This window comes from Arthrobacter sp. V1I7, assembly GCF_030817015.1.
In the GTDB taxonomy this organism is placed as follows: Bacteria; Actinomycetota; Actinomycetes; order Actinomycetales; family Micrococcaceae; genus Arthrobacter.
In genome coordinates this window covers 2,024,914-2,043,857 of the sequence record NZ_JAUSYS010000001.1, presented here as the reverse complement: position 1 = coordinate 2,043,857, position 18,944 = coordinate 2,024,914, and the positions used below count along the sequence as shown (strand labels likewise).

Here is an 18,944-nt window from a genome sequence, read left to right as displayed (position 1 = left end):
GTATTAGACGGTCCGCTGGACCTGGATGACCTTGCGCCGGAGCCAGAAGCGCCGCCCGCCGCCCAGATAGAGGACGCTGCGCTCGAGTTCCCACTTGCCGTACTCGGAATGTTCGACGAGACGGCGGCGGGCCTCGGCAAGGGAATCCTCAGGACTGACCGTCAGTACCAGGTACTCGTACTGCTTCAGGTAGTCCCTCTCCCGCCGGACCGAACTGCTCAGAAAATGTTCCTTCATTGCTCTCCATTTTCGTCTTTTTCCCGCTAACGTGAAGTCATGAGCATCGATCCGCGCGTCGCGCTTCAGTCCCTGACCGCCGCCCTGGAAGAACACCTGGCTGCCGCTGCGGCGCGCCGGGGGGATGGGGACCCCGCGGTCGAGGCGGCGTTCTTTGCCGTTGCTGACGCCTTTGAAGTCTATGACGATTCCCTTTACGAAGCGTATGGCGAAGTTACTCCACTTGAGGTGATCGATGACGACAGCGACGAGGACGATGAGGAAGACGTGGACGACGAGGAAGACCTCGAAATCCTTCAGGACTAGGTCCTGACGAGGTCCGTTGTAGCTCCTTGATTCCATTGTCCCGGTGTCTCAGACCGGGTTGGAAACGTCCTCCAGGGCCTGGGCAATCTCCGCCGGCAACGGGGCCAGCGTCGAATCCAGGGCTTCCTTGAGCTGCACCGTGGTGCGGGCGCCGACGATCGCGGCAGCAACTCCCTGCTGGGACAGCAGCCAGCCGAGGGAGACGTCCAGGGCTGTCCGGCCAAGTCCTTTCGCCGCCATCGCTACGGCTTCGACAACGCTGGAGGCGGCACCCTCGAGGTACGGTTCCACGTAGCTGGCCAGCCGCGAATTGGCCGCCCGTGAGTCCGCCGGAATGTGCCCGCGGTATTTCCCGCTCAGCACGCCGCGGCCCACCGGCCCCCACGCCAGCAGGCCAAGGCCGGCGTCCTCGATTGCCGGAATCAGCTCGGCTTCCGGGGTGCGGTGCACCAGGGAGTATTCGGACTGGTTGGCGACGAGGGGAAATCCTGCCACGGCTGCGGCCTTGGACGTCTGCCAACCGTTGAAGTTGGAGACGCCCACGTACCGGGCCCGGCCGGAACGGAGGGCAAACTCCAGGGCGGAGAGGGTTTCCTCGAGGGGGACGTTCGGATCCCAGGCCTGGGCGAACCAGATGTCCACATGGTCGGTCCCCAGCCTGGCCAGGCTGGCGTCCAGCGCGGACAGCATCCCATTCCGGGACGTATCGACGCTCCGGCGCCCCTCCGACGTCGAAAGCCCGGCCTTCGTGGAAAGAACGACCTCGGACCGGGCCACGACGTCGCCCAGCATGCCGCCGAGCAGGGCCTCGGCCTGGCCGCCGGCGTATGAGGCTGCCGTGTCGATCAGGGTGCCTCCCGCGTCCACGAACCCGCGAAGCAGGCCGGAAGCTTCCTGCTCATCAGTCTCCCTGGCCCAGGACATGGTGCCAAGGGCGAGGGCGGACACGCGCAACCCACTGTTGCCGACATAACGCTGCTGCATGTCAGCAAGCTTACGGGGATTCGGAATGGTTGATGACGTAGGGTCTATAAACGTGAACTGGTTTGAAGCGGCCCTGCTGGGCCTTGTCCAAGGCCTGACAGAATTCCTGCCGATTTCCTCCAGCGCCCACCTGCGGATTGTCGGCTCCTTCCTGCCGAACGCGGCCGACCCCGGTGCGGCGTTCACCGCCATCACGCAGCTGGGCACGGAAACCGCCGTGGTCATTTACTTCTGGCGGGATATCGTGCGGATCGTGAAGGCCTGGCTCGGTTCGCTCCGCGGCAAGATCTCCCGGCAGGATCCGGACGTCCGGATGGGCTGGCTGGTGATCCTGGGAAGCCTGCCGATCATCGTCCTGGGGCTGCTGTTCCAGGACCAGATTGAGTCCGTGCTCCGCAGCCTCTGGATTGTTGCTACCACCTTGATCGTGTTCGGCCTGTTCCTGGCCGTCGCGGACGCGGTCGGCCGCCAGGACCGCGACCTCACCCAGCTGACCTACAAACACGGCCTCCTGTACGGGCTGGCCCAGGCCATGGCCCTGATTCCGGGCGTCTCCCGCTCCGGCGGTACCATCACGGCAGGCCTGCTGATGGGCTACACCCGGGAGGCCGCGGCGCGCTACTCTTTCCTGCTGGCCATCCCTGCCGTGTTCGGCAGCGGCCTCTACCAGCTCTACAAGGTGGTCTCCAAGGACGGCATCACAGGACCTTACGGACTGCCCGAAACGGCCCTTGCCACCATCATTGCCCTGGTGGTGGGCTACATCATCATCGGCTGGTTCCTGAAGTTCGTCTCGACCCGCAGCTACCGCCTTTTCGTCTGGTACCGAATCTTCCTTGGCCTGGCGCTGTATCTGCTGCTCGGTTTCAATGTCATCAGCGCCTAGCACTAGGCTTGGGCTGTGAAGTCCTGGATCTCCCCCCCTGTTCCCCAACTCCCGGGCAGCATGCCTGCCCTCCGCCTTTTCGACACCGCCAAGGGCGCAATGGCCGCCCTCGAAGCCTCGGGCGAACAGTCGCTGTATGTCTGCGGGATCACCCCGTATGACGCCACCCACATGGGCCACGCGGCCAGCTATGTGGCCTTTGACCTGCTGAACCGGGCCTGGCGCGACGGCGGTCAGCAGGTCTCGTATGTCCAGAACGTCACCGACGTCGACGACCCGCTGCTGGAGCGGGCGACGGCGACGGGTGTGGACTGGCGTGACCTCGCCGCCAGCCAGATCGACCTCTTCCGGACGGACATGGAAGCCCTCAACGTGCTTGCACCGGACCACTACGTCGGCGCCGTCGAAGCGATACCCCTGATCGTTCCCGCGATCGAAGGGCTGGTGGAGCGGGGCCTCGCGTACCGTGTGCCCGGCAGCGACGGCGAACCCGACGGCGACGTCTACTACGACGTCGAAGCCGCCGGCAAGCACGCCCCGGACGCCGACGACGCGTGGACGCTGGGCGCCCTCTCCGGCCTGTCCGACGCCGAGATGCTGGAGCTTTTCGCCGAACGAGGTGGCGATCCCGGCCGTGCCGGGAAGCGCCAGGCCCTGGATCCGCTGCTGTGGCGGGTGGCCCGGGACGGGGAACCGAGTTGGCCTGGCGGCGGGTTGGGGGAGGGGCGCCCCGGCTGGCACATCGAATGTACCGTCATCGCCCGGCAGTTTCTTCCCGCTCCGTTCACCGTCCAGGGAGGCGGTTCGGACCTGGTTTTCCCGCATCATGAAATGGGTGCCGGCCATGCGTACTCGCTGGCCGGGGTGCCGCTGGCACGCCACTTCGCCCATGCCGGGATGGTGGGGCTCGACGGCGAAAAGATGAGCAAGTCCAAGGGCAACCTCGTCCTGGTGTCCCGGCTGCGCGCCGAGGGTGAAGAACCGGCCGCGATCCGTTTGGCCATTCTGGCCCATCACTACCGGACCGACTGGTCGTGGACCGACGGTGGATTCACCGAGGCCAAGGAGCGGCTCCGTAACTGGCGCGAGGCTCTGGGGGTGGCTCCGGAAGGCTCGGCCGCCCCGCTCGTCGCCCGGATGCGTGCCGCGCTGTCCGATGACCTGAATGCCCCCGGTGCCCTCGCAGCCGTCGACGACTGGGCCCGCGCGGCCCGGCAGGGCGGCGGCATCGGCGCCGCCGGGGACTCTGCCCTGGTGAGCGACGCCGTCGACGCGCTTCTCGGCATCGAGCTCTGACCCCAAAGTATTGACCCGCGGGGCGATGGCCCCGGGCTGCCATGCAGGCCCGCGCTGAGCGGCCGCCCGGCTCCGGCTAGGGCTTGTCCTTGCCGCGGCGCTTGAGGTAGCGCTCGAACTCCCGCGCGATCGACTCACCGCTGGCCTCGGGAAGGTCGGCGGTGTCCTTCGCTTCCTCCAGCTGGCGGACGTAGGCGGCAATCTCGGGGTCTTCGGTGGCCAGCTCGTCCACGCCGCGCTCCCACGCGTCCGACTCCTCGACCAGTTCCTGGGTGTCCAGTGGAACCTGCAGCAGTTCCTCGATGCGGTGCAGCAAAGCCAGTTGGGCCTTGGGTGATGGCGCCTGGGCCACGTAGTGCGGCACCGCGGCCCACAGGGATACGGTAGGCAGCCCGGCCAGCAGCGACACTTCAGCCAGGACTCCGACGATCCCCACCGGCCCCTCATACTGCGAGGCCTCGAGGTCCATCCGCTCGCGCAGGGCCGCGTCGTCAGTGGACGCGCTGACCGGGATCGGCCGGCTGTGCGGTACGTCAGCGAGCAGGGCGCCGACCAGTATCACGTAATCCACCTGGAGCGCCTCCGCGTGGACCAGCAGTTCGGCGGTGTAGGCGCGCCACTTATAAGACGGTTCGGTGCCCTGTACAAAGATGACGTCCACATTCGAGTCCGGCACGCTGGCCTTGAAGATCCGGGTGGACGGCCATTTGATCTTCCGCTCCCCGGAGGAGGTCCGGCGGATCGTCGGGCGGGTGAACTGGAAGTCGTAGTACTCGTCGGCGTCGATCGATCCGACTTTCTTGCCGCCCCATAACTTGTTCAGGTAGCGCAACGCGTCACTTGCGGCCTCGCCGGCGTCGTTCCAGCCTTCGAAGGCGGCAAGCATCACCGTGATGCGCTGGCCCTCGGGCACCGGCTGCAGAAGCCGCTCCGGCTCGGGCACGCCGGCCGCTTCGGTTGTGTCTGCCTCGAAGCTATTCATTTCTTCACCCTACGTCCAAGCACCCGGCCCCCGCATGGAATGAAGCGCCGGAAATCCTGCATGCCCGGTGAATCCGGCTCCGCCGGGAGCGGTCCGGGGGCGTGATATTCGCCATGGGCGTACTATCCAGGCCCCAACACGGCCGCACCGTAGACTTGAGGGCATGCGATCCTCAGCTTCCCAGCCCCTGCTCAAAGCCGCACTATGGGACATGGATGGCACCATCGTCGACACGGAGCCGTACTGGATTGAAGCCGAACACGCTCTCGTCGCCGCCCACGGCGGGCAGTGGTCGCACGAGAAGGCCTTGCAGCTCGTGGGCCAGTCGCTGATGTTCTCCGCCGGGATTCTGCAAGGGGCCGGCGTGAAGCTGGAGCGCCGCGAAATAATCGACATCCTCACGGAACACGTCATCAGCCGGGTCCGGACCTCTGTGCCCTGGCGGCCCGGGGCCCGTGAACTCCTCGATGAGCTCCACACCGCCGGCATCCGTTGCGCCCTGGTCACCATGTCCGAAGCCCCGCTGGCCCGCGAAATCGTCGCCAGCCTGCCGAAGCCCTACTTTGACTTCCTCATCACGGGGGACACGGTGACGCAGGGCAAGCCCCACCCCGAGGCCTACCTGAAGGCCGTCGAACTCCTCCAGCAGGCAGATCCGGCGCTCGGCCTGCAACACTGCGTGGCGCTCGAGGACTCGGCGCCCGGGGTGGCGGCGGCCGTGGCGTCCGGGGTACTGACCGTGGCGATTCCGCATATCGTCCCGCTCCCGCCGGATCCCCGCCACGCCACCTGGGAAACCCTGGCCGGACGCACCGTGGCGGACCTCGAAGAACTTGTGGCCCTCCGCCGGGAGTTTCCGGACGCGACATTCGGCCTGGACCGTGCCACGGCCGGGAGCCTCGCCAGTGACTGACACCGACACCCAGGGACAGCCCGGAAAATCGGTGGGTGCCCGCAAAGACGGCATCCCGCTGGGCCGGATCGCCGGGATCCCCGTGGTCCTCGCCCATTCCTGGTTCATCATCGCGGCGTTCACCGTGATCGTCTACGGGCCCGTGCTCCTGCGCAACAACCCCGACCTCGGCATTGGCGCCTATTTTGTAGCGTTCGCCTACGCCCTCCTGTTGCTGATCTCGGTGCTGGTGCATGAACTCGCGCACGCCCTGACCGCTAAGATCTACCACTGGCCCACCGAGAAAATCGTCCTTAACCTCTGGGGCGGCCATACCCAGTTCGAGAGTTTCACCGCCTCCCCTGGCCGCTCCGTCCTGGTGGCCCTGGCCGGTCCGGCCGCCAACTTCGTCCTGGCCGGGGGCGGCTGGGTGCTGCTCACCGCCGGCAACCTGAGCGGCGTCGCGGACATCCTGGCCAACATTTTTGTCTGGGCCAACCTGTTGATCGGCATCTTCAACGTCTTGCCCGGGCTGCCGCTGGACGGTGGCCGGCTGGTCGAATCCGCTGTCTGGAAGGTGACGGGCAGCCAGGCGAAAGGCACCGTGGCCGCCGGCTGGGGCGGCCGGATCATCGTGATCGCCCTCGTCGTGTGGTTCGTCGCCCTGCCCTTGCTCAGCGGTGAACGCCCGGATATCTCGCTCATGCTCATCACCGTATTGGTGGGCAGCTTCCTCTGGATGGGCGCGACGGCGTCGATCCAGCAGGCGCGCCTGCGGGGGCGGCTGCATCTCGTGCACGCAGGATCCCTCGCCGAGCCGGCCGTCGGGCTTCCGGAAACCGCCACAGTCGCCGAACTGGAGCGCCTGCACCGGTCCGCCGCCGGTTCCCCGCCCGCCGTCGTGCTGTACGGCCCGGACGGCCGTCCGGTGGCCGTGGTCGACGCCGGTGTTGCCGCCACGGTGCCGCCGGACGCCGTGGCCAGCACACCGCTCACGGCCGTTTCCTACGCCCTGGGCGCCGGTGCGTATGTTCCTGAGTCGTCCCAGGGCCAGGAGCTGCTTCAGTACCTGGCCCAGATCGACGGCCAGGCATACGCCGTCGTCAACCGCGACGGCACCGTCACGGGACTGCTGCGCCAAGCCACGGTCCTGGACGCCATCACCGGTAAGAGTCCCCGCGGCAGCGGGCGGACGTACGGCCGGAACGGGTAGAGTTACCTGCCGGCCGTGAATTTTCCGGCCCTGGGCGCAACGCCCCGGGCTCAAGCAGCCGAGCCGCCGGCAAATCCGCGGCCCTACAGCTTTACAGGAGTGAGGACATCTTCATGAGCAGCGACACCGCCGCCAACACCAGCCCGGCCGACACCGGCGCGGCCGGGAGCACAAGAACCAGCACCGAAGAGGCCCAGGCCGGCACCACGGGCGCCACGCCCACGGTGCCGGTCGGCGCCGCCCGCCGTCGCGGCCCGTTCCGCGAAGGGGAGCGCGTGCAGCTCACGGACGAACGCGGCCGGATGAACACCATCAGCCTCGAAGCGGGCGGCGCCTTCCACACGCACCGCGGGTTCCTGAACCATGACGAGATCATCGGCCAGCCGGACGGCTCCGTCGTCGTGAACAACGTCGGCCAGCAGTACCAGACGCTGCGGCCGCTGCTTTCGGACTTCGTGCTCTCGATGCCCCGCGGCGCGGCCGTGGTGTACCCCAAGGACGCCGGCCAGATCGTCACCATGGCGGACATTTTCCCCGGCGCGCGCGTGGTCGAAGCGGGCGTCGGCTCCGGCGCGCTGTCCATCTCGCTGCTGCGCGCCGTGGGGGACAACGGCTACCTGCACTCCTTTGAACGGCGCGAGGAATTCGCTGATATCGCCCGCGGCAACGTCGAAACGATCTTCGGCGGTCCCCACCCGGCATGGAAGATCTCCCTCGGCGATTTCCAGGAGGAAGTCGTCCGCAGCGAGGATCCGGGCTCCGTGGACCGTGTGGTCCTTGACATGCTCGCCCCCTGGGAATGCCTCGACGCCGTCGCCACAGTCCTGGCCCCCGGCGGCGTGTGGATCAATTATGTCGCAACGGTGACGCAGCTTTCCCGGACCGCCGAAGCCATCCGGGCCGATGGCCGTTTCACCGAACCCGATGCCTGGGAATCCATGGTCCGCGGCTGGCACCTCGAGGGCCTGGCCGTCCGCCCGGACCACCGGATGGTTGCGCATACCGGCTTCCTGCTCGTCACCCGGCGGCTGGCCGACGGCGTCACCGGCATCTCTGTCAAGCGCCGTCCCTCCAAGACCGGCTTCAACGAAGAGGACGTCAACGCCTGGACCCCGGGCGCGGTGGGAGAGCGCGCCGTCTCGGACAAGAAACTGCGCCGGGCCGCCCGGGACGCCATTGCCGGAACCAACGTCAAGGACGACCCGGAGGTTACGAACTAGTCCAGATTTCGGAAGTCTTCCGCGTGACCGGCTAGTTGGGGCTAATGTCTTAATAGCAGCGCAGGAAGGGGATGATGCACGATGGAGACTCCGAACACTGACCCGGGCCGCACACCGGCGGACGAGGCAGCAGAGACGGCAGCACGATCAGCGGCACAGGGTGCCGACGACGACCGCTACGCCGCGAACGAGCTGTCCGTGGCCGAACGGCAGGTCAATATTCTCCGGGACAAACTCCGGCATATTGACCGGCAGCTAGCCGCCGCGACGCAGAACAACTCCAAACTCGTGGCCACGCTGGAGGCGGCCAAGGCGGAAATCCTCCGGCTCAAGAACGCCCTCGACCAGGAGGGTCAGCCGCCCTACAGCTTCGGCACGGTGCTGCAGCTGAACCCGAAGCGGCTGCCCGCGGCCGGCAACAGCGGCCAGGCAGCCACCGAGGAATCCGTGGACATCTTCAATGCCGGGCGCAAGATGCGCGTGGGGATCAGCCCGCTGGTCAATATGAACCAGCTCGCGGCCGGCCAGGAAGTGCTGCTCAACGAGGCGTTGCTCGTGGTGGCCGGGCTGGGCTACGAGCGGGCCGGGGACCTGGTCACGCTCAAGGAAATGCTGGGCTCGGACCGTGCCCTCGTGGTGGGCCGCGCGGACGAGGAGCGCGTCATCCGGCTCTCCGGCGCCCTGATGTCGCAGAACCTGCGGGTCGGCGACGCGCTCTCCATCGACTCCCGCACCGGCTACGCGCTGGAGAAGATCCCGCGCTCGGAAGTGGAGAACCTGGTCCTCGAAGAGGTTCCGGATATCACCTACCAGGACATCGGCGGCCTGGGGCCGCAGATCGAGCAGATCCGCGACGCCGTCGAACTGCCGTTCCTGCATCCGGACCTGTACCGTGAACACGGGCTCAAGGCGCCCAAGGGCATCCTGCTGTACGGCCCTCCGGGCTGCGGCAAGACACTGATCGCCAAGGCCGTCGCCAACTCCCTGGCGGCCCGGGCAGCCGAGCGCACCGGCAAGTCGGACATGAAAAGCTACTTCCTGAACATCAAGGGACCGGAACTGCTCGATAAGTACGTCGGCGAGACCGAACGGCATATCCGGCTGATCTTCGCCCGCGCCCGGGAGAAGGCTTCCGGGGGCAGCCCCGTCGTGGTGTTCTTCGACGAGATGGATTCGTTGTTCCGCACCCGTGGCACCGGCATCTCCTCCGACGTTGAAACCACGATCGTTCCGCAGCTCCTGAGCGAGATCGACGGCGTGGAGCGTCTGGACAACGTAATCGTGATCGGCGCCTCCAACCGGGAGGACATGATTGATCCGGCCATCCTGCGGCCGGGCCGGCTCGACGTGAAAGTGAAGATCCAGCGCCCCGATGCCGAGGCCGCGGCCGACATCTTCAACAAGTACATCACCGCCGACCTGCCGTTCCACCAGTCCGACCTGGCCGAACATGACGGCGATGTGCAGGCCACGGTGGACGCCATGGTCCAGCGCACGGTCGAGGCCATGTACTCCACCGACAAGTCCAACGAATACCTTGAGGTGACGTACGCCAACGGCGACACCGAGATGCTCTACTTCAAGGACTTCAACTCCGGCGCCGTGGTGCAGAACGTGGTGGACCGGGCCAAGAAGTACGCGATCAAGGACCTGCTCACCATTGGCCAGAAGGGCATCCGCATCGACCATCTGCTGCGCGCCGTCATCGACGAGTTCCGGGAGCACGAGGACATGCCGAACACCACCAACCCGGACGACTGGGCACGGATCTCCGGCAAGAAGGGCGAGCGCATCACCTACATCCGCACCATCGTCCAGGGCAAGGCGGGCCAGGAACCCGGGAAGTCCATCGAGACGATGCCCAGCACGGGCCAGTACCTATGACGGCAGCTGCGACCGGCCGTCCGGCCGGGGTGTCCGGGGGCCTGCCCGTCGGCGGTGCCATGAGGGTGATGGGTTCGGAGACGGAATACGGCATCCATGCGCCCTCCGCCCCCGGCGCCAACGCCACCATGATGTCTGCCCGGGTGATCCAGGCCTACGCCCAGGTGACGCGGCAGCGTGCCGCCGGCGGCGCCGAAACACGCTGGGACTACACGGACGAGGAGCCGCTGCACGACGCCCGGGGCTGGACCTTGGAGCGCAGTGCCGCAGACCCGGAGCAGCTGACCGACCAGCCGCCCGTGCTGGACGCGGAGGCGGTCGCCCTGGCCTACGGACGGGCCGAGCTGGAGCACGACGGCGAGGATGAATCCGGCACGCTGCTGATGAACATGGTGCTGGGCAACGGCGCTCGGCTCTACGTTGATCACGCCCATCCCGAGTACTCCAGTCCGGAAGTGACCAACCCTCGCGATGCCGTCGCCTGGGATGCCGCCGGGGACCTCGTGGCCCTCGCCGCCGTGCGCCGGCTGGCCGGCGACCCGGACCTGCCGCCGATCAACCTCTACAAGAACAACACGGACAACAAGTCGGTGTCCTACGGTTCCCACGAGAACTACCTGATGCCCCGCAACGTGCCCTTTGGCGACATCGTGCGAGGCCTGACCCCGTTCTTTGTCACCCGCCAGATCATCTGCGGCTCCGGCCGGGTCGGCAGGGGGCAGGACAGCTCCCGGCCCGGCTACCAGATCAGCCAGCGCGCGGATTTCTTCGAGACGGAGGTGGGCCTGGAGACCACCATCCGCCGGCCCATCATCAACACCCGCGACGAACCCCACGCCACCGCCGACAAGTACCGCCGGCTCCACGTCATCATCGGCGACGCCAACCTGAGCCAGACGTCCAACTACCTCAAGTTCGGCACCACCGCGATGGTCCTGAGCCTGATCGAGGCCGGCCTGGCCCCGCGCGTGGAAATCCACGAACCGGTCGCAGCGCTCCAGGCCGTCAGCCACGACACCTCCCTCACCGCCACCGTGCGTCTGCTGGACGGGCGCCGGATCACGGCCCTGGACCTTCAGTGGATCTACTACGAGGCGGCCGCGAAGCACGCCCAGGACACCGGTGTTGCCGATGCCGTGGACGGTGACGGGCATACCCATGCCGTGCTGGAGCGCTGGTCCGCCACCCTGACCGAGTTGGGCAGCGACCGGACCGCAGCCGCCTCCTCCGTGGAGTGGCTCGCGAAGCTCTCCCTGCTGGAGGGATACCGGGACCGGGACGGCTTGGAATGGGATAACGCACGGCTGGGCCTGGTGGACCTGCAATGGGCGGATATCCGGCCGGAAAAGGGGCTCTACTACCGGCTCCTGGCCCGGGACCGGATGAAACGGATCGTCGAGGACGCGGCCATTCAGCGGGCCGTGACCGAACCGCCGTCGGACACCCGGGCCTACTTCCGGGGACGCTGCGTGAGCCGCTTCGGGACCGACCTCGTCGGGGCCAGCTGGGACTCGGTGATCTTCGATGTCCCCGGCCGTGGCAGGCTCCAGCGCGTGCCCACCCGGGAACCGCTGCGCGGAACCGAGGCCCTTACCGGCGCGCTGTTTGCCCGTCACCGGGAGGCCGGACCGTTCCTTGCCGAGCTCCTCGGACTCAGCCCCGGTTCCTAGGAACAAAGGCCCCCGCCGACGCCTTCGGCGTGGCAGTATTGCTACAGGATGTCCCTTCGAAAATCGGGGACGGACAGAAGGAGAGAACAATGGCAGGCCAGGAGCAGCAGCAGCCGCAGTCGCGGGACACCGAGGTCGACGAGGACATCCCCGCGGCGCCGCCGGCACCCGCGGAGGGCCAGGCATCAGCCGCCACGCAGGGCGTGGACGATCTGCTTGATGAGATCGATGGCGTGCTTGAATCCAACGCAGAGGAGTTCGTCCGCGCCTTCGTCCAAAAGGGCGGTCAATAAGACCGCAGCCAGCCGTCGGACAGGGGCGGTACCGGGCTTGAGGAAGTCGTTGATCCACCACGTTGAGGGAGCGCACGAGTGCAGGAAACAACAGCCAACCAGGTAGCAGCCACCGCGACGTCCTCCTTCACCGAGCATCTCCAGCGCGAACGTCCCGGCTTACTGCCTTTCGGCCTGCACTCTGCCGGGCACCTGCCCGCCGCGGCCCCGAACGGTGCCGCGCCCCTCCAGGCGCCGCACGGGACGACGATCGTTGCCCTCAGTTATGCCGGTGGCGTGCTGATGGCCGGTGACCGGCGCGCCACGATGGGGAACGTGATCGCCAGCCGGCACATCGAGAAGGTCTTCCCGGCGGACCAGTACTCCGTGCTCGGAATCGCCGGAACGGCCGGAATCGCCCTCGACCTCACGCGGCTGTTCCAGGTGGAACTTGAACATTACGAAAAAATCGAGGGGACCCTTCTGAGCCTCGAAGGCAAAGCCAACCGGCTCGGCGCGATGATCCGCGGAAACCTGCCGATGGCGATGCAGGGACTCGCCGTGGTTCCGCTCTTTGCCGGTTTCGACCGGCCGGCCGGCATTGGACGGCTCTTTTCCTACGACGTCACCGGCGGACGCTACGAGGAGCAGGAGCACCACACCGTAGGGTCCGGCTCCATGTTCGCCCGCGGCGCGCTGAAGAAGCTGTGGCGGCCCAACCTCACGGAGGAGGAAGCCGTCGCCGTCGCCGTCGAAGCCCTCTATGACGCCGCCGACGACGACTCCGCCACCGGCGGCCCCGACCCGGTCCGCCGCCTCTGGCCGGTGATTTACACCGTGAGCCGTTCCGGCGCCTTCCGGGTGCCGGACCGCGAGCTCGCGGCGGTCGCCGGCCGGATCATCGAGTCCCGCTCCCTCGCCCAGCGGGAGGCCTGAGATGACCCAGCAGTTCTATGTTTCGCCGGAACAGCTGATGAAGGACCGTGCGGACTTCGCGCGGAAAGGCATCGCCCGGGGCCGCTCGGTGGTGGTGATCAGCTGCCGGGACGGGATCGCGCTCGTGGCGGAAAACCCCTCGCCGTCGCTGCATAAGATCGGTGAGATCTACGACAAGATCGCGTTCGCCGCGGTAGGCAAGTACAACGAATTCGAAAGCCTCCGCCAGGCGGGGGTGCGGTACGCGGACGTACGCGGCTACTCCTACGACCGGGAGGACGTCACCGCCCGGGGACTGGCGAGCGTGTATGCGCAGAGCCTGGGTGCCGTCTTCACGGCGGAGCAGAAGCCGTTCGAAGTCGAGCTTGCCGTCGCCGAGGTGGGTGCCAGCCCGGAAGAGGACCACCTGTACCGGCTGACCTTTGACGGGTCCATCGCGGACGAAAAGGGATTCATCGTGATGGGCGGCCAGGCGGACAAGGTATCCGAGGCCGTCGACGCCGGCTGGCGGGGCGAGCTGGATTTCGCTGCCGCCATCCGCCTCGCGCAGGCCGGACTCGTGGCCGACAAGGAAACCGCCACCCTGCCGGCGTCGGCCGTGGAAGTTGCCGTGCTCGACCGCGGTTCGGAGAGCAGCCGCGGCACCCGCCGCGCGTTCCGCCGCCTGGAGGACGCCGACATCGTGGCATTGCTTGCTGAGGAGGACTGAAATGGACAAGCGTATTTTCGGCATCGAAACCGAGTTCGGGATTTCCTATTCGAGCCCGGAGTCCCGTCCGCTGGCGCCCGAGGAGGTGGCCCGCTACCTGTTCCGCAAAGTGGTCAGCTGGGGGAGATCCTCCAATGTATTCCTGACTAACGGCTCACGCCTGTACCTCGACGTCGGCTCCCACCCGGAGTACGCCACCGCCGAGTGCGACGATCTGGCGCAGCTGATCGCGCACGACCGGGCCGGCGAACTGATCCTGGACGACCTCGTGGACGAAGCGCAGGAGCGGCTCGCGGCCGAGGGGTTCAATGGCACCGTATACCTGTTCAAGAACAACACAGACTCGGCCGGGAACTCCTACGGAAGCCACGAAAACTACCTCATCCCGCGCCGCGGGGAATTCTCCCGGCTGGCGGAAATCCTGATCCCGTTCCTCGTGACCCGCCAGCTCATTGCCGGGGCCGGCAAGATCCTGAAGACCCCGCATGGCGCCACCTTCGCCTTCTCGCAGCGGGCCGACCACATCTGGGAAGGCGTCTCCTCGGCCACCACCCGGTCCCGGCCCATCATCAACACACGGGACGAGCCGCACGCCGACGCCGAGTTCTACCGCCGGCTGCACGTCATCGTCGGCGACTCCAACATGTCCGAGACCACCGCGCTGCTTAAGATCGGGACCGTGGACCTGATCCTGCGGATGATCGAGGCCGGAGTCATTATGCGGGACATGCGGATGGAGAACCCCATCCGCAGCATCCGCGAAATATCCCACGACCTGACCGGCCGCGCCCTCGTCCGGCTCGCCAACGGCCGGCAGCTCACCGCCCTGGAGATCCAGCGGGAATACCTGGGCAAGGTCACGGCGTTCGTGGCCGAACAGGGCGCGCACAATGTGCACGTGCCGATGATCCTGGACCTGTGGGAACGGACCCTCGACGCGATCGAGAGCGGCAACACCAGCACGATCGACACCGAAGTGGACTGGGCGATCAAGAAAAAGCTGATGGATGGCTACCGCGCGCGGCACGGACTGGGGCTGGATGCACCCCGGATCGCGCAACTGGACCTGACGTATCACGACATCTCCCGCACCCGCGGGCTGTACTACCTGCTGCAGGCCCGCGGTGCGGTCCGCCGGGTGGTGGACGACACCGCGGTCAAGGACGCCGTGGACGCGCCGCCGCAGACCACCCGCGCCAAGCTCCGCGGCGATTTCGTCCGGCGGGCCCAGGAGCTCGGCCGCGACTATACCGTGGACTGGGTGCACCTGAAGCTCAACGACCGCGCGCATCAGACCATTCTGTGCAAGGACCCGTTCCGCAGCATTGACGAGCGGGTGGATGCCCTGCTGGACTCTATGGGCTGACATCCAGCTTTCCGCGTTATTCTGGATACGGCCGTTAGGCGGCCACCGCTTCCTTTGCCGTGGGAAACTGCGCGGCAATGTGTCCACACTGCCTCGACGAAAGTTTCTAAAGTGCGCCGACTACTAGCAATTCTCCTCCCCGGACTGCTGCTGCTGACCGCCTGCGGCGGCGGCGAGCCCCCCGCGCCGGAGCCCACCAGCCAGTCCGCCGGCGAAACCGCAAAGCTCGACTCGGTCAAGCTGACGGAAAAGGGCGAAAAGGAGGCGCCGGGTGTGGAATTCACCAAACCCCTGGAGGTCTCCGAACCCACTGTCAAGGTGATCACGGAAGGCAGCGGCGATCGGGTCAAGGCCAACCAGATCGCTGAAATCTCCATCCTCGCCCTCAACGGCACGGACGGCACGACCCTGGAAGACACCTTTGCCGGCGACCCGGAGCCACTCGAACTGAACGACGAGCTCAAGACCGGCAGCGCCGTCATCTACAACGCCTTCGTCGGCGCCAGGATCGGTTCCCACCCTTGCCCTGGCCGTCCCGGGCCAGGCCGCCGCCGAGGGCGCCGAAGCCCAGCCCAGCCAGCTCCTCGTCGTCAAGGTGCTCTCCGCCAAGGAGGCCCCGACGGTGCTGGACAAGCCTGAAGGCGAAACCATCACCCCGCCGGCCGGTCTGCCGACCGTCACCGAAAACGACAAGGGCATCCCCGAGATCTCCGTCGCCGGCGTCGCGGCACCGACCGCCCTTATCTCCCAGGAGCTCATCAAGGGCACCGGCCCCGAGGTCAAGGAAACCGATACCCTCACCGTCAACTATGTGGGCGTCACCCTGACCGAAGGCAAGGTCTTCGATTCCAGCTTCGACCGCGGCGAGAAGGCCAGCTTCCCGCTCACCGGCGTCATCAAAGGATGGACCCAGGGCCTGGCCGGCAAGACCGTCGGATCACGCGTCCTGCTGGTCATCCCCAAGGACCTCGCCTACGGTGAAGAAGGCCAGGGCGACGCCAAGGGCGACCTCGTCTTCGTCGTCGACATCCTGGGCACCAAGTAACTTTCACGCCACCGCACGCCACGCAAGAAGGAGCAACCATGTCATTTGGACAGCGCGACCTCGACCGCCAGAAGCCGGAAATTGACTTCCCCGAAGGTGCCGTTCCCACCGAACTGGTCATCACGGACCTGATCGAGGGCGACGGCGCCGAGGCCAAGGCCGGCGACACCGTCTCCACCCACTACGTCGGCGTGGCCTGGTCCACCGGCGAAGAATTTGACGCGTCCTGGGGCCGCGGCGCACCGCTGGACTTCCGCGTCGGCGTCGGCCAGGTCATCCAGGGCTGGGACCAGGGCCTGCTGGGCATGAAGGTCGGCGGCCGCCGCCGGCTGGAAATTCCCTCCGAGCTGGCCTACGGCTCCCGTGGCGCCGGCGGGGCGATCGGCCCGAACGAGGCGCTGATCTTCGTCGTCGACCTCGTCGCCGTCCGCTAGTCCCCACCCGCCCCCTATCCTCGCAAGCTCGGACAGGGAACCCCGCGGGCGTGGGCCCACCTCGGGCCAGCCACCGTACTGCGAAAGCGCGGTAACAACCGGAAAGCCCTTCCGGCTGTTACCGCGCTTTTGTCATTCTCCCGGGGGGAAGTACCCTAGCGAGGTGTCCGCCTCACGTACTGAACGCCTCCTGAACCTGCTCATCGCCCTGCTGAACACCAAGTACGGCCTCCGCCGCGGTGAATTGCGCGAAAAGGTGTACCGCGACACCGTCAGCAGCGACGTCTCCTTCGGCCGGATGTTCGAGCGGGACAAGAGTGAGCTCCGTCAGTTCGGCTTCGACGTCGAGACGCTGACGGACAAGGGCTGGGGCTCGGATGACCCGGCGACCACCCGGTACCGGATCGGCAAGGACTCCAACCGGCTGCCGGACGTCAGCCTGAGCCCCGAAGAGTGCACGGTCCTGATCCTGGCCGCGCAGCTCTGGGAGCACGCCGCGCTCGGCTCGGCGGCGCTGGACGCGGTCCGCAAACTCCAGGCGGCCGGAGGGTTGGCCGACGCCGAGCTTCCCGCCGGGGTCCAGCCGCGCATCCGGCCGGCGGGCCAGGCGTTCGAGGACCTCGTCGCCGCCATGCACGCCCAGCACCCGGTCAGCTTCCACTACCTCGCCGGCAGCACCGGCAAGGAGGAGGAACGGCGCGTGGAGCCCTGGGGCCTTGGCAGCCGTTTCGGCCAGTGGTACCTCGTCGGACAAGACCAGACGCGCGGTGACCGGCGCTTCTTCCGGCTCTCCCGCCTGACCTCGGCCGTGACCGTGCTCGAAAAGGAAACCTTCACTCCGCCGTCGGGCTTTAACGTCCGAGCCGAACTCGCGCGGCTGGCGGAGCTGCCGCTGCGGACCGCCGTCGTCGACGTCCAGCAGGACAGGCTGCTGGGGCTGCGCAAGCGCGCCCAGCCGGTCCCTCCCGCCGGCCAGCCCGGCGCCGGCCCGACCGTGAAGCCCGGTGCGGCCGCCGGCCCGACTTCCGAACCCGACGCGAACCAGCCCGATTCCGGCCGGGACCGCTTGCTGGTGCCGTTCCGCGACGCCGAGATCCTCGGCGAGGAACTCGCCTCCTACGGCCCCCGGGTGAAGGTAGCTGACCCGCCCGAGCTTGTCAGCGCCGTGCGGCGTCGCCTTTCCGCCGCGGCCGACTTCGCCGCAACCCCCGTCCCGCCGGTCATCTTCCCGGACACGGGTCCGGCCAAACGGCGGCGCAAACGGACGTCCGAGGATCAGCTCAACCGGATGCTCCAGCTGGTCCCTTTCCTGGTCCACAATCAGGGCCTGCACATCAGCGAGGTCGCGGCCCGGTTCGGCATCACCCGCAAGGAACTCGAGGAGGACCTGCGGATCCTGATCTGTTCGGGCCTTCCCGAGGGCTACCCCGATGACCTGCTGGACATCCAGTGGGACGATGACCACGTCTTCATCCGCCAGGACCTGGACCTCCGGCCCGTGCGCTTCACCGTGGAGGAGGCCTGTGCGCTGCTGACGGGCCTGGAGACCCTCAACGGCCTTCCCGAGCTCGCCGAGGGCAGTGCTCTGGAGTCCGTGACGCTGAAGCTGCTGGCGGCGGCCGGGGAAGAGGGGCTTAAGGCGGCGTCGCTCTCCGGCCCGGAGGTGGGACCGGACGACTCCGCGACCCTCGAGGCGGCGCGCGCGGCCATCCGTACCGGCACGCAGCTGCGGCTCCGGTATTACTCCCCGCAGAGCGACACCGTCTCCGAACGCGAGGTGGACCCGCTGCGGCTCTATTCGCTCGACAGCACCTGGTATCTCGAGGCCTACTGCCACTCCGCGCGGGGCCTGCGCAACTTCCGGCTGGACCGGATCGAGGAGCTGCACGCCACCGGCCGCCCGGTGTCGGCGCCGGCGGCGCCGGCCGGCAGTTTCCCGGTGAAGCTTTTCACCCCGAACGACGACGACACTGTCGTCGTCGTGGAACTGACGCGCCGGGGCATCGGGCTCGCCGACGACTACTACGCCGAACGCACCGCAGCCCTGCCCGGCGGCGGCATGCTGGCAGAAATCCGCTTCGGCAATCCCGACTGGCTGCCGATGTTCGTGGCCCAGCACGGCGGCGCGGTCCGGATCCTGGAGCCTGCCGCCCTCGCGGACGCCGCCCGGGACTGGGTGGAGGCCGCCCGGGCCCAGTACGAAGACTAGCCAGTATCCCGGCTAGACTGTTCAGCATGCCTTGGTGGTCCTGGATCGTGATCTGGATAGCGCTCGTCGCGCTCTCCCTGTTGTTCTTTGCCGTGCTCGGTGTGCGCTTGTTCCGCCAGTTCATGACGACGGTCAAGGAGCTCGGCGAAGCGGGGGACCGGTTCAGCCAGTTACCGTCCACCGCGCCGAGTCCTATCCCCGCAGAGCCCGGCGCGGTCCCCGGCTCCGCCGTTTTCACCCCGCCCGCCCGGATCCGGCACGAGTATCATGCCGCTAAATCCGCACGGCAGGAGGCCCGCCGGCTGCGCCGCATCCAGCGCAAGACGGACCGTGGCCAGCCGCAGCGGCTGCACGACATCGAATTCAGTTAGACATAAGATGGACTCAAACGAAAGGACCTCCT

General features: G+C 67.3%; 18 protein-coding genes and 1 pseudogene. 16 read left to right on the top strand and 3 right to left on the bottom strand.

Going from position 1 to position 18,944, the window contains the following annotated elements; genetic code table 11:
* Positions 1-3: 3 nt before the first annotated feature.
* On the bottom strand, positions 4-237 hold the full coding sequence (locus QFZ69_RS09555) for a DUF5703 family protein (RefSeq protein ID WP_306917623.1): 234 nt from the start codon (positions 235-237) through the stop codon (positions 4-6).
* Between the two features lie 39 nt (positions 238-276).
* Here QFZ69_RS09555 and QFZ69_RS09550 point away from each other — a divergent pair, with 39 nt between their 5' ends.
* Entirely contained in the window at positions 277-543 is a 267-nt protein-coding gene (locus QFZ69_RS09550; RefSeq protein WP_306917621.1) for a hypothetical protein, read from the top strand.
* A 48-nt stretch (positions 544-591) separates the two neighbouring features.
* Here QFZ69_RS09550 and QFZ69_RS09545 read toward each other — a convergent pair whose 3' ends face one another.
* Complete coding sequence (locus QFZ69_RS09545; RefSeq protein ID WP_306917619.1) at positions 592-1,527, bottom strand: aldo/keto reductase; 936 nt, start codon at positions 1,525-1,527, stop codon at positions 592-594.
* A gap of 52 nt (positions 1,528-1,579) precedes the next feature.
* Here QFZ69_RS09545 and QFZ69_RS09540 point away from each other — a divergent pair, with 52 nt between their 5' ends.
* Both QFZ69_RS09540 and mshC read left to right on the top strand, forming a co-directional pair.
* Positions 1,580-2,413 carry an undecaprenyl-diphosphate phosphatase gene (locus QFZ69_RS09540; protein ID WP_306917617.1) on the top strand — a complete coding sequence of 278 codons (834 nt, stop codon included), beginning with the start codon at positions 1,580-1,582 and terminating at the stop codon, positions 2,411-2,413.
* Between the two features lie 15 nt (positions 2,414-2,428).
* On the top strand, positions 2,429-3,709 hold the full coding sequence (gene mshC / locus QFZ69_RS09535) for a cysteine--1-D-myo-inosityl 2-amino-2-deoxy-alpha-D-glucopyranoside ligase (protein WP_306917615.1): 1,281 nt from the start codon (positions 2,429-2,431) through the stop codon (positions 3,707-3,709).
* A gap of 76 nt (positions 3,710-3,785) precedes the next feature.
* Here mshC and QFZ69_RS09530 read toward each other — a convergent pair whose 3' ends face one another.
* Positions 3,786-4,691 carry a PAC2 family protein gene (locus QFZ69_RS09530; protein WP_306917613.1) on the bottom strand — a complete coding sequence of 302 codons (906 nt, stop codon included), beginning with the start codon at positions 4,689-4,691 and terminating at the stop codon, positions 3,786-3,788.
* Positions 4,692-4,854: 163 nt separating this feature from the next.
* On the opposite strand from QFZ69_RS09530, the gene QFZ69_RS09525 reads away from it, so the two are divergent.
* From QFZ69_RS09525 to QFZ69_RS09465, 13 genes and pseudogenes are all read left to right on the top strand, one after another.
* Positions 4,855-5,604, top strand: a complete 750-nt coding sequence (locus QFZ69_RS09525; RefSeq protein ID WP_306917612.1) for an HAD family phosphatase — start codon at positions 4,855-4,857, stop codon at positions 5,602-5,604.
* Entirely contained in the window at positions 5,597-6,796 is a 1,200-nt protein-coding gene (locus QFZ69_RS09520; protein WP_306917610.1) for a site-2 protease family protein, read from the top strand. The genes QFZ69_RS09525 and QFZ69_RS09520 overlap by 8 nt, the downstream gene beginning before the upstream one ends.
* A gap of 113 nt (positions 6,797-6,909) precedes the next feature.
* Positions 6,910-8,016: a tRNA (adenine-N1)-methyltransferase gene (locus QFZ69_RS09515; protein ID WP_306917608.1), complete on the top strand. Its 1,107-nt coding sequence runs from the start codon at positions 6,910-6,912 to the stop codon at positions 8,014-8,016.
* A gap of 81 nt (positions 8,017-8,097) precedes the next feature.
* Entirely contained in the window at positions 8,098-9,900 is a 1,803-nt protein-coding gene (gene arc / locus QFZ69_RS09510) for a proteasome ATPase (RefSeq protein WP_306917606.1), read from the top strand.
* Positions 9,897-11,570 carry a depupylase/deamidase Dop gene (dop, locus tag QFZ69_RS09505; protein ID WP_306917604.1) on the top strand — a complete coding sequence of 558 codons (1,674 nt, stop codon included), beginning with the start codon at positions 9,897-9,899 and terminating at the stop codon, positions 11,568-11,570. The genes arc and dop overlap by 4 nt, the downstream gene beginning before the upstream one ends.
* An 89-nt stretch (positions 11,571-11,659) precedes the next feature.
* Positions 11,660-11,863: a ubiquitin-like protein Pup gene (locus QFZ69_RS09500; RefSeq protein WP_264353822.1), complete on the top strand. Its 204-nt coding sequence runs from the start codon at positions 11,660-11,662 to the stop codon at positions 11,861-11,863.
* A 78-nt stretch (positions 11,864-11,941) separates the two neighbouring features.
* Positions 11,942-12,778, top strand: a complete 837-nt coding sequence (prcB, locus tag QFZ69_RS09495) for a proteasome subunit beta (RefSeq protein ID WP_307000070.1) — start codon at positions 11,942-11,944, stop codon at positions 12,776-12,778.
* Position 12,779: 1 nt separating this feature from the next.
* Positions 12,780-13,487: a proteasome subunit alpha gene (prcA, locus tag QFZ69_RS09490; protein WP_306917601.1), complete on the top strand. Its 708-nt coding sequence runs from the start codon at positions 12,780-12,782 to the stop codon at positions 13,485-13,487.
* Position 13,488: 1 nt separating this feature from the next.
* A complete protein-coding gene (pafA, locus tag QFZ69_RS09485; protein WP_307000068.1) occupies positions 13,489-14,853 on the top strand; it encodes a Pup--protein ligase in 1,365 nt (454 codons plus the stop codon).
* Positions 14,854-14,964: 111 nt separating this feature from the next.
* Positions 14,965-15,898: pseudogene (locus QFZ69_RS09480) on the top strand (FKBP-type peptidyl-prolyl cis-trans isomerase).
* A gap of 38 nt (positions 15,899-15,936) precedes the next feature.
* Positions 15,937-16,332 carry an FKBP-type peptidyl-prolyl cis-trans isomerase gene (locus QFZ69_RS09475; RefSeq protein ID WP_306917598.1) on the top strand — a complete coding sequence of 132 codons (396 nt, stop codon included), beginning with the start codon at positions 15,937-15,939 and terminating at the stop codon, positions 16,330-16,332.
* 163 nt (positions 16,333-16,495) lie between these two features.
* Positions 16,496-18,541: a YafY family protein gene (locus QFZ69_RS09470; protein ID WP_306917596.1), complete on the top strand. Its 2,046-nt coding sequence runs from the start codon at positions 16,496-16,498 to the stop codon at positions 18,539-18,541.
* A 26-nt stretch (positions 18,542-18,567) separates the two neighbouring features.
* Positions 18,568-18,912, top strand: a complete 345-nt coding sequence (locus QFZ69_RS09465) for a hypothetical protein (protein WP_306917594.1) — start codon at positions 18,568-18,570, stop codon at positions 18,910-18,912.
* Positions 18,913-18,944 lie beyond the last annotated feature (32 nt).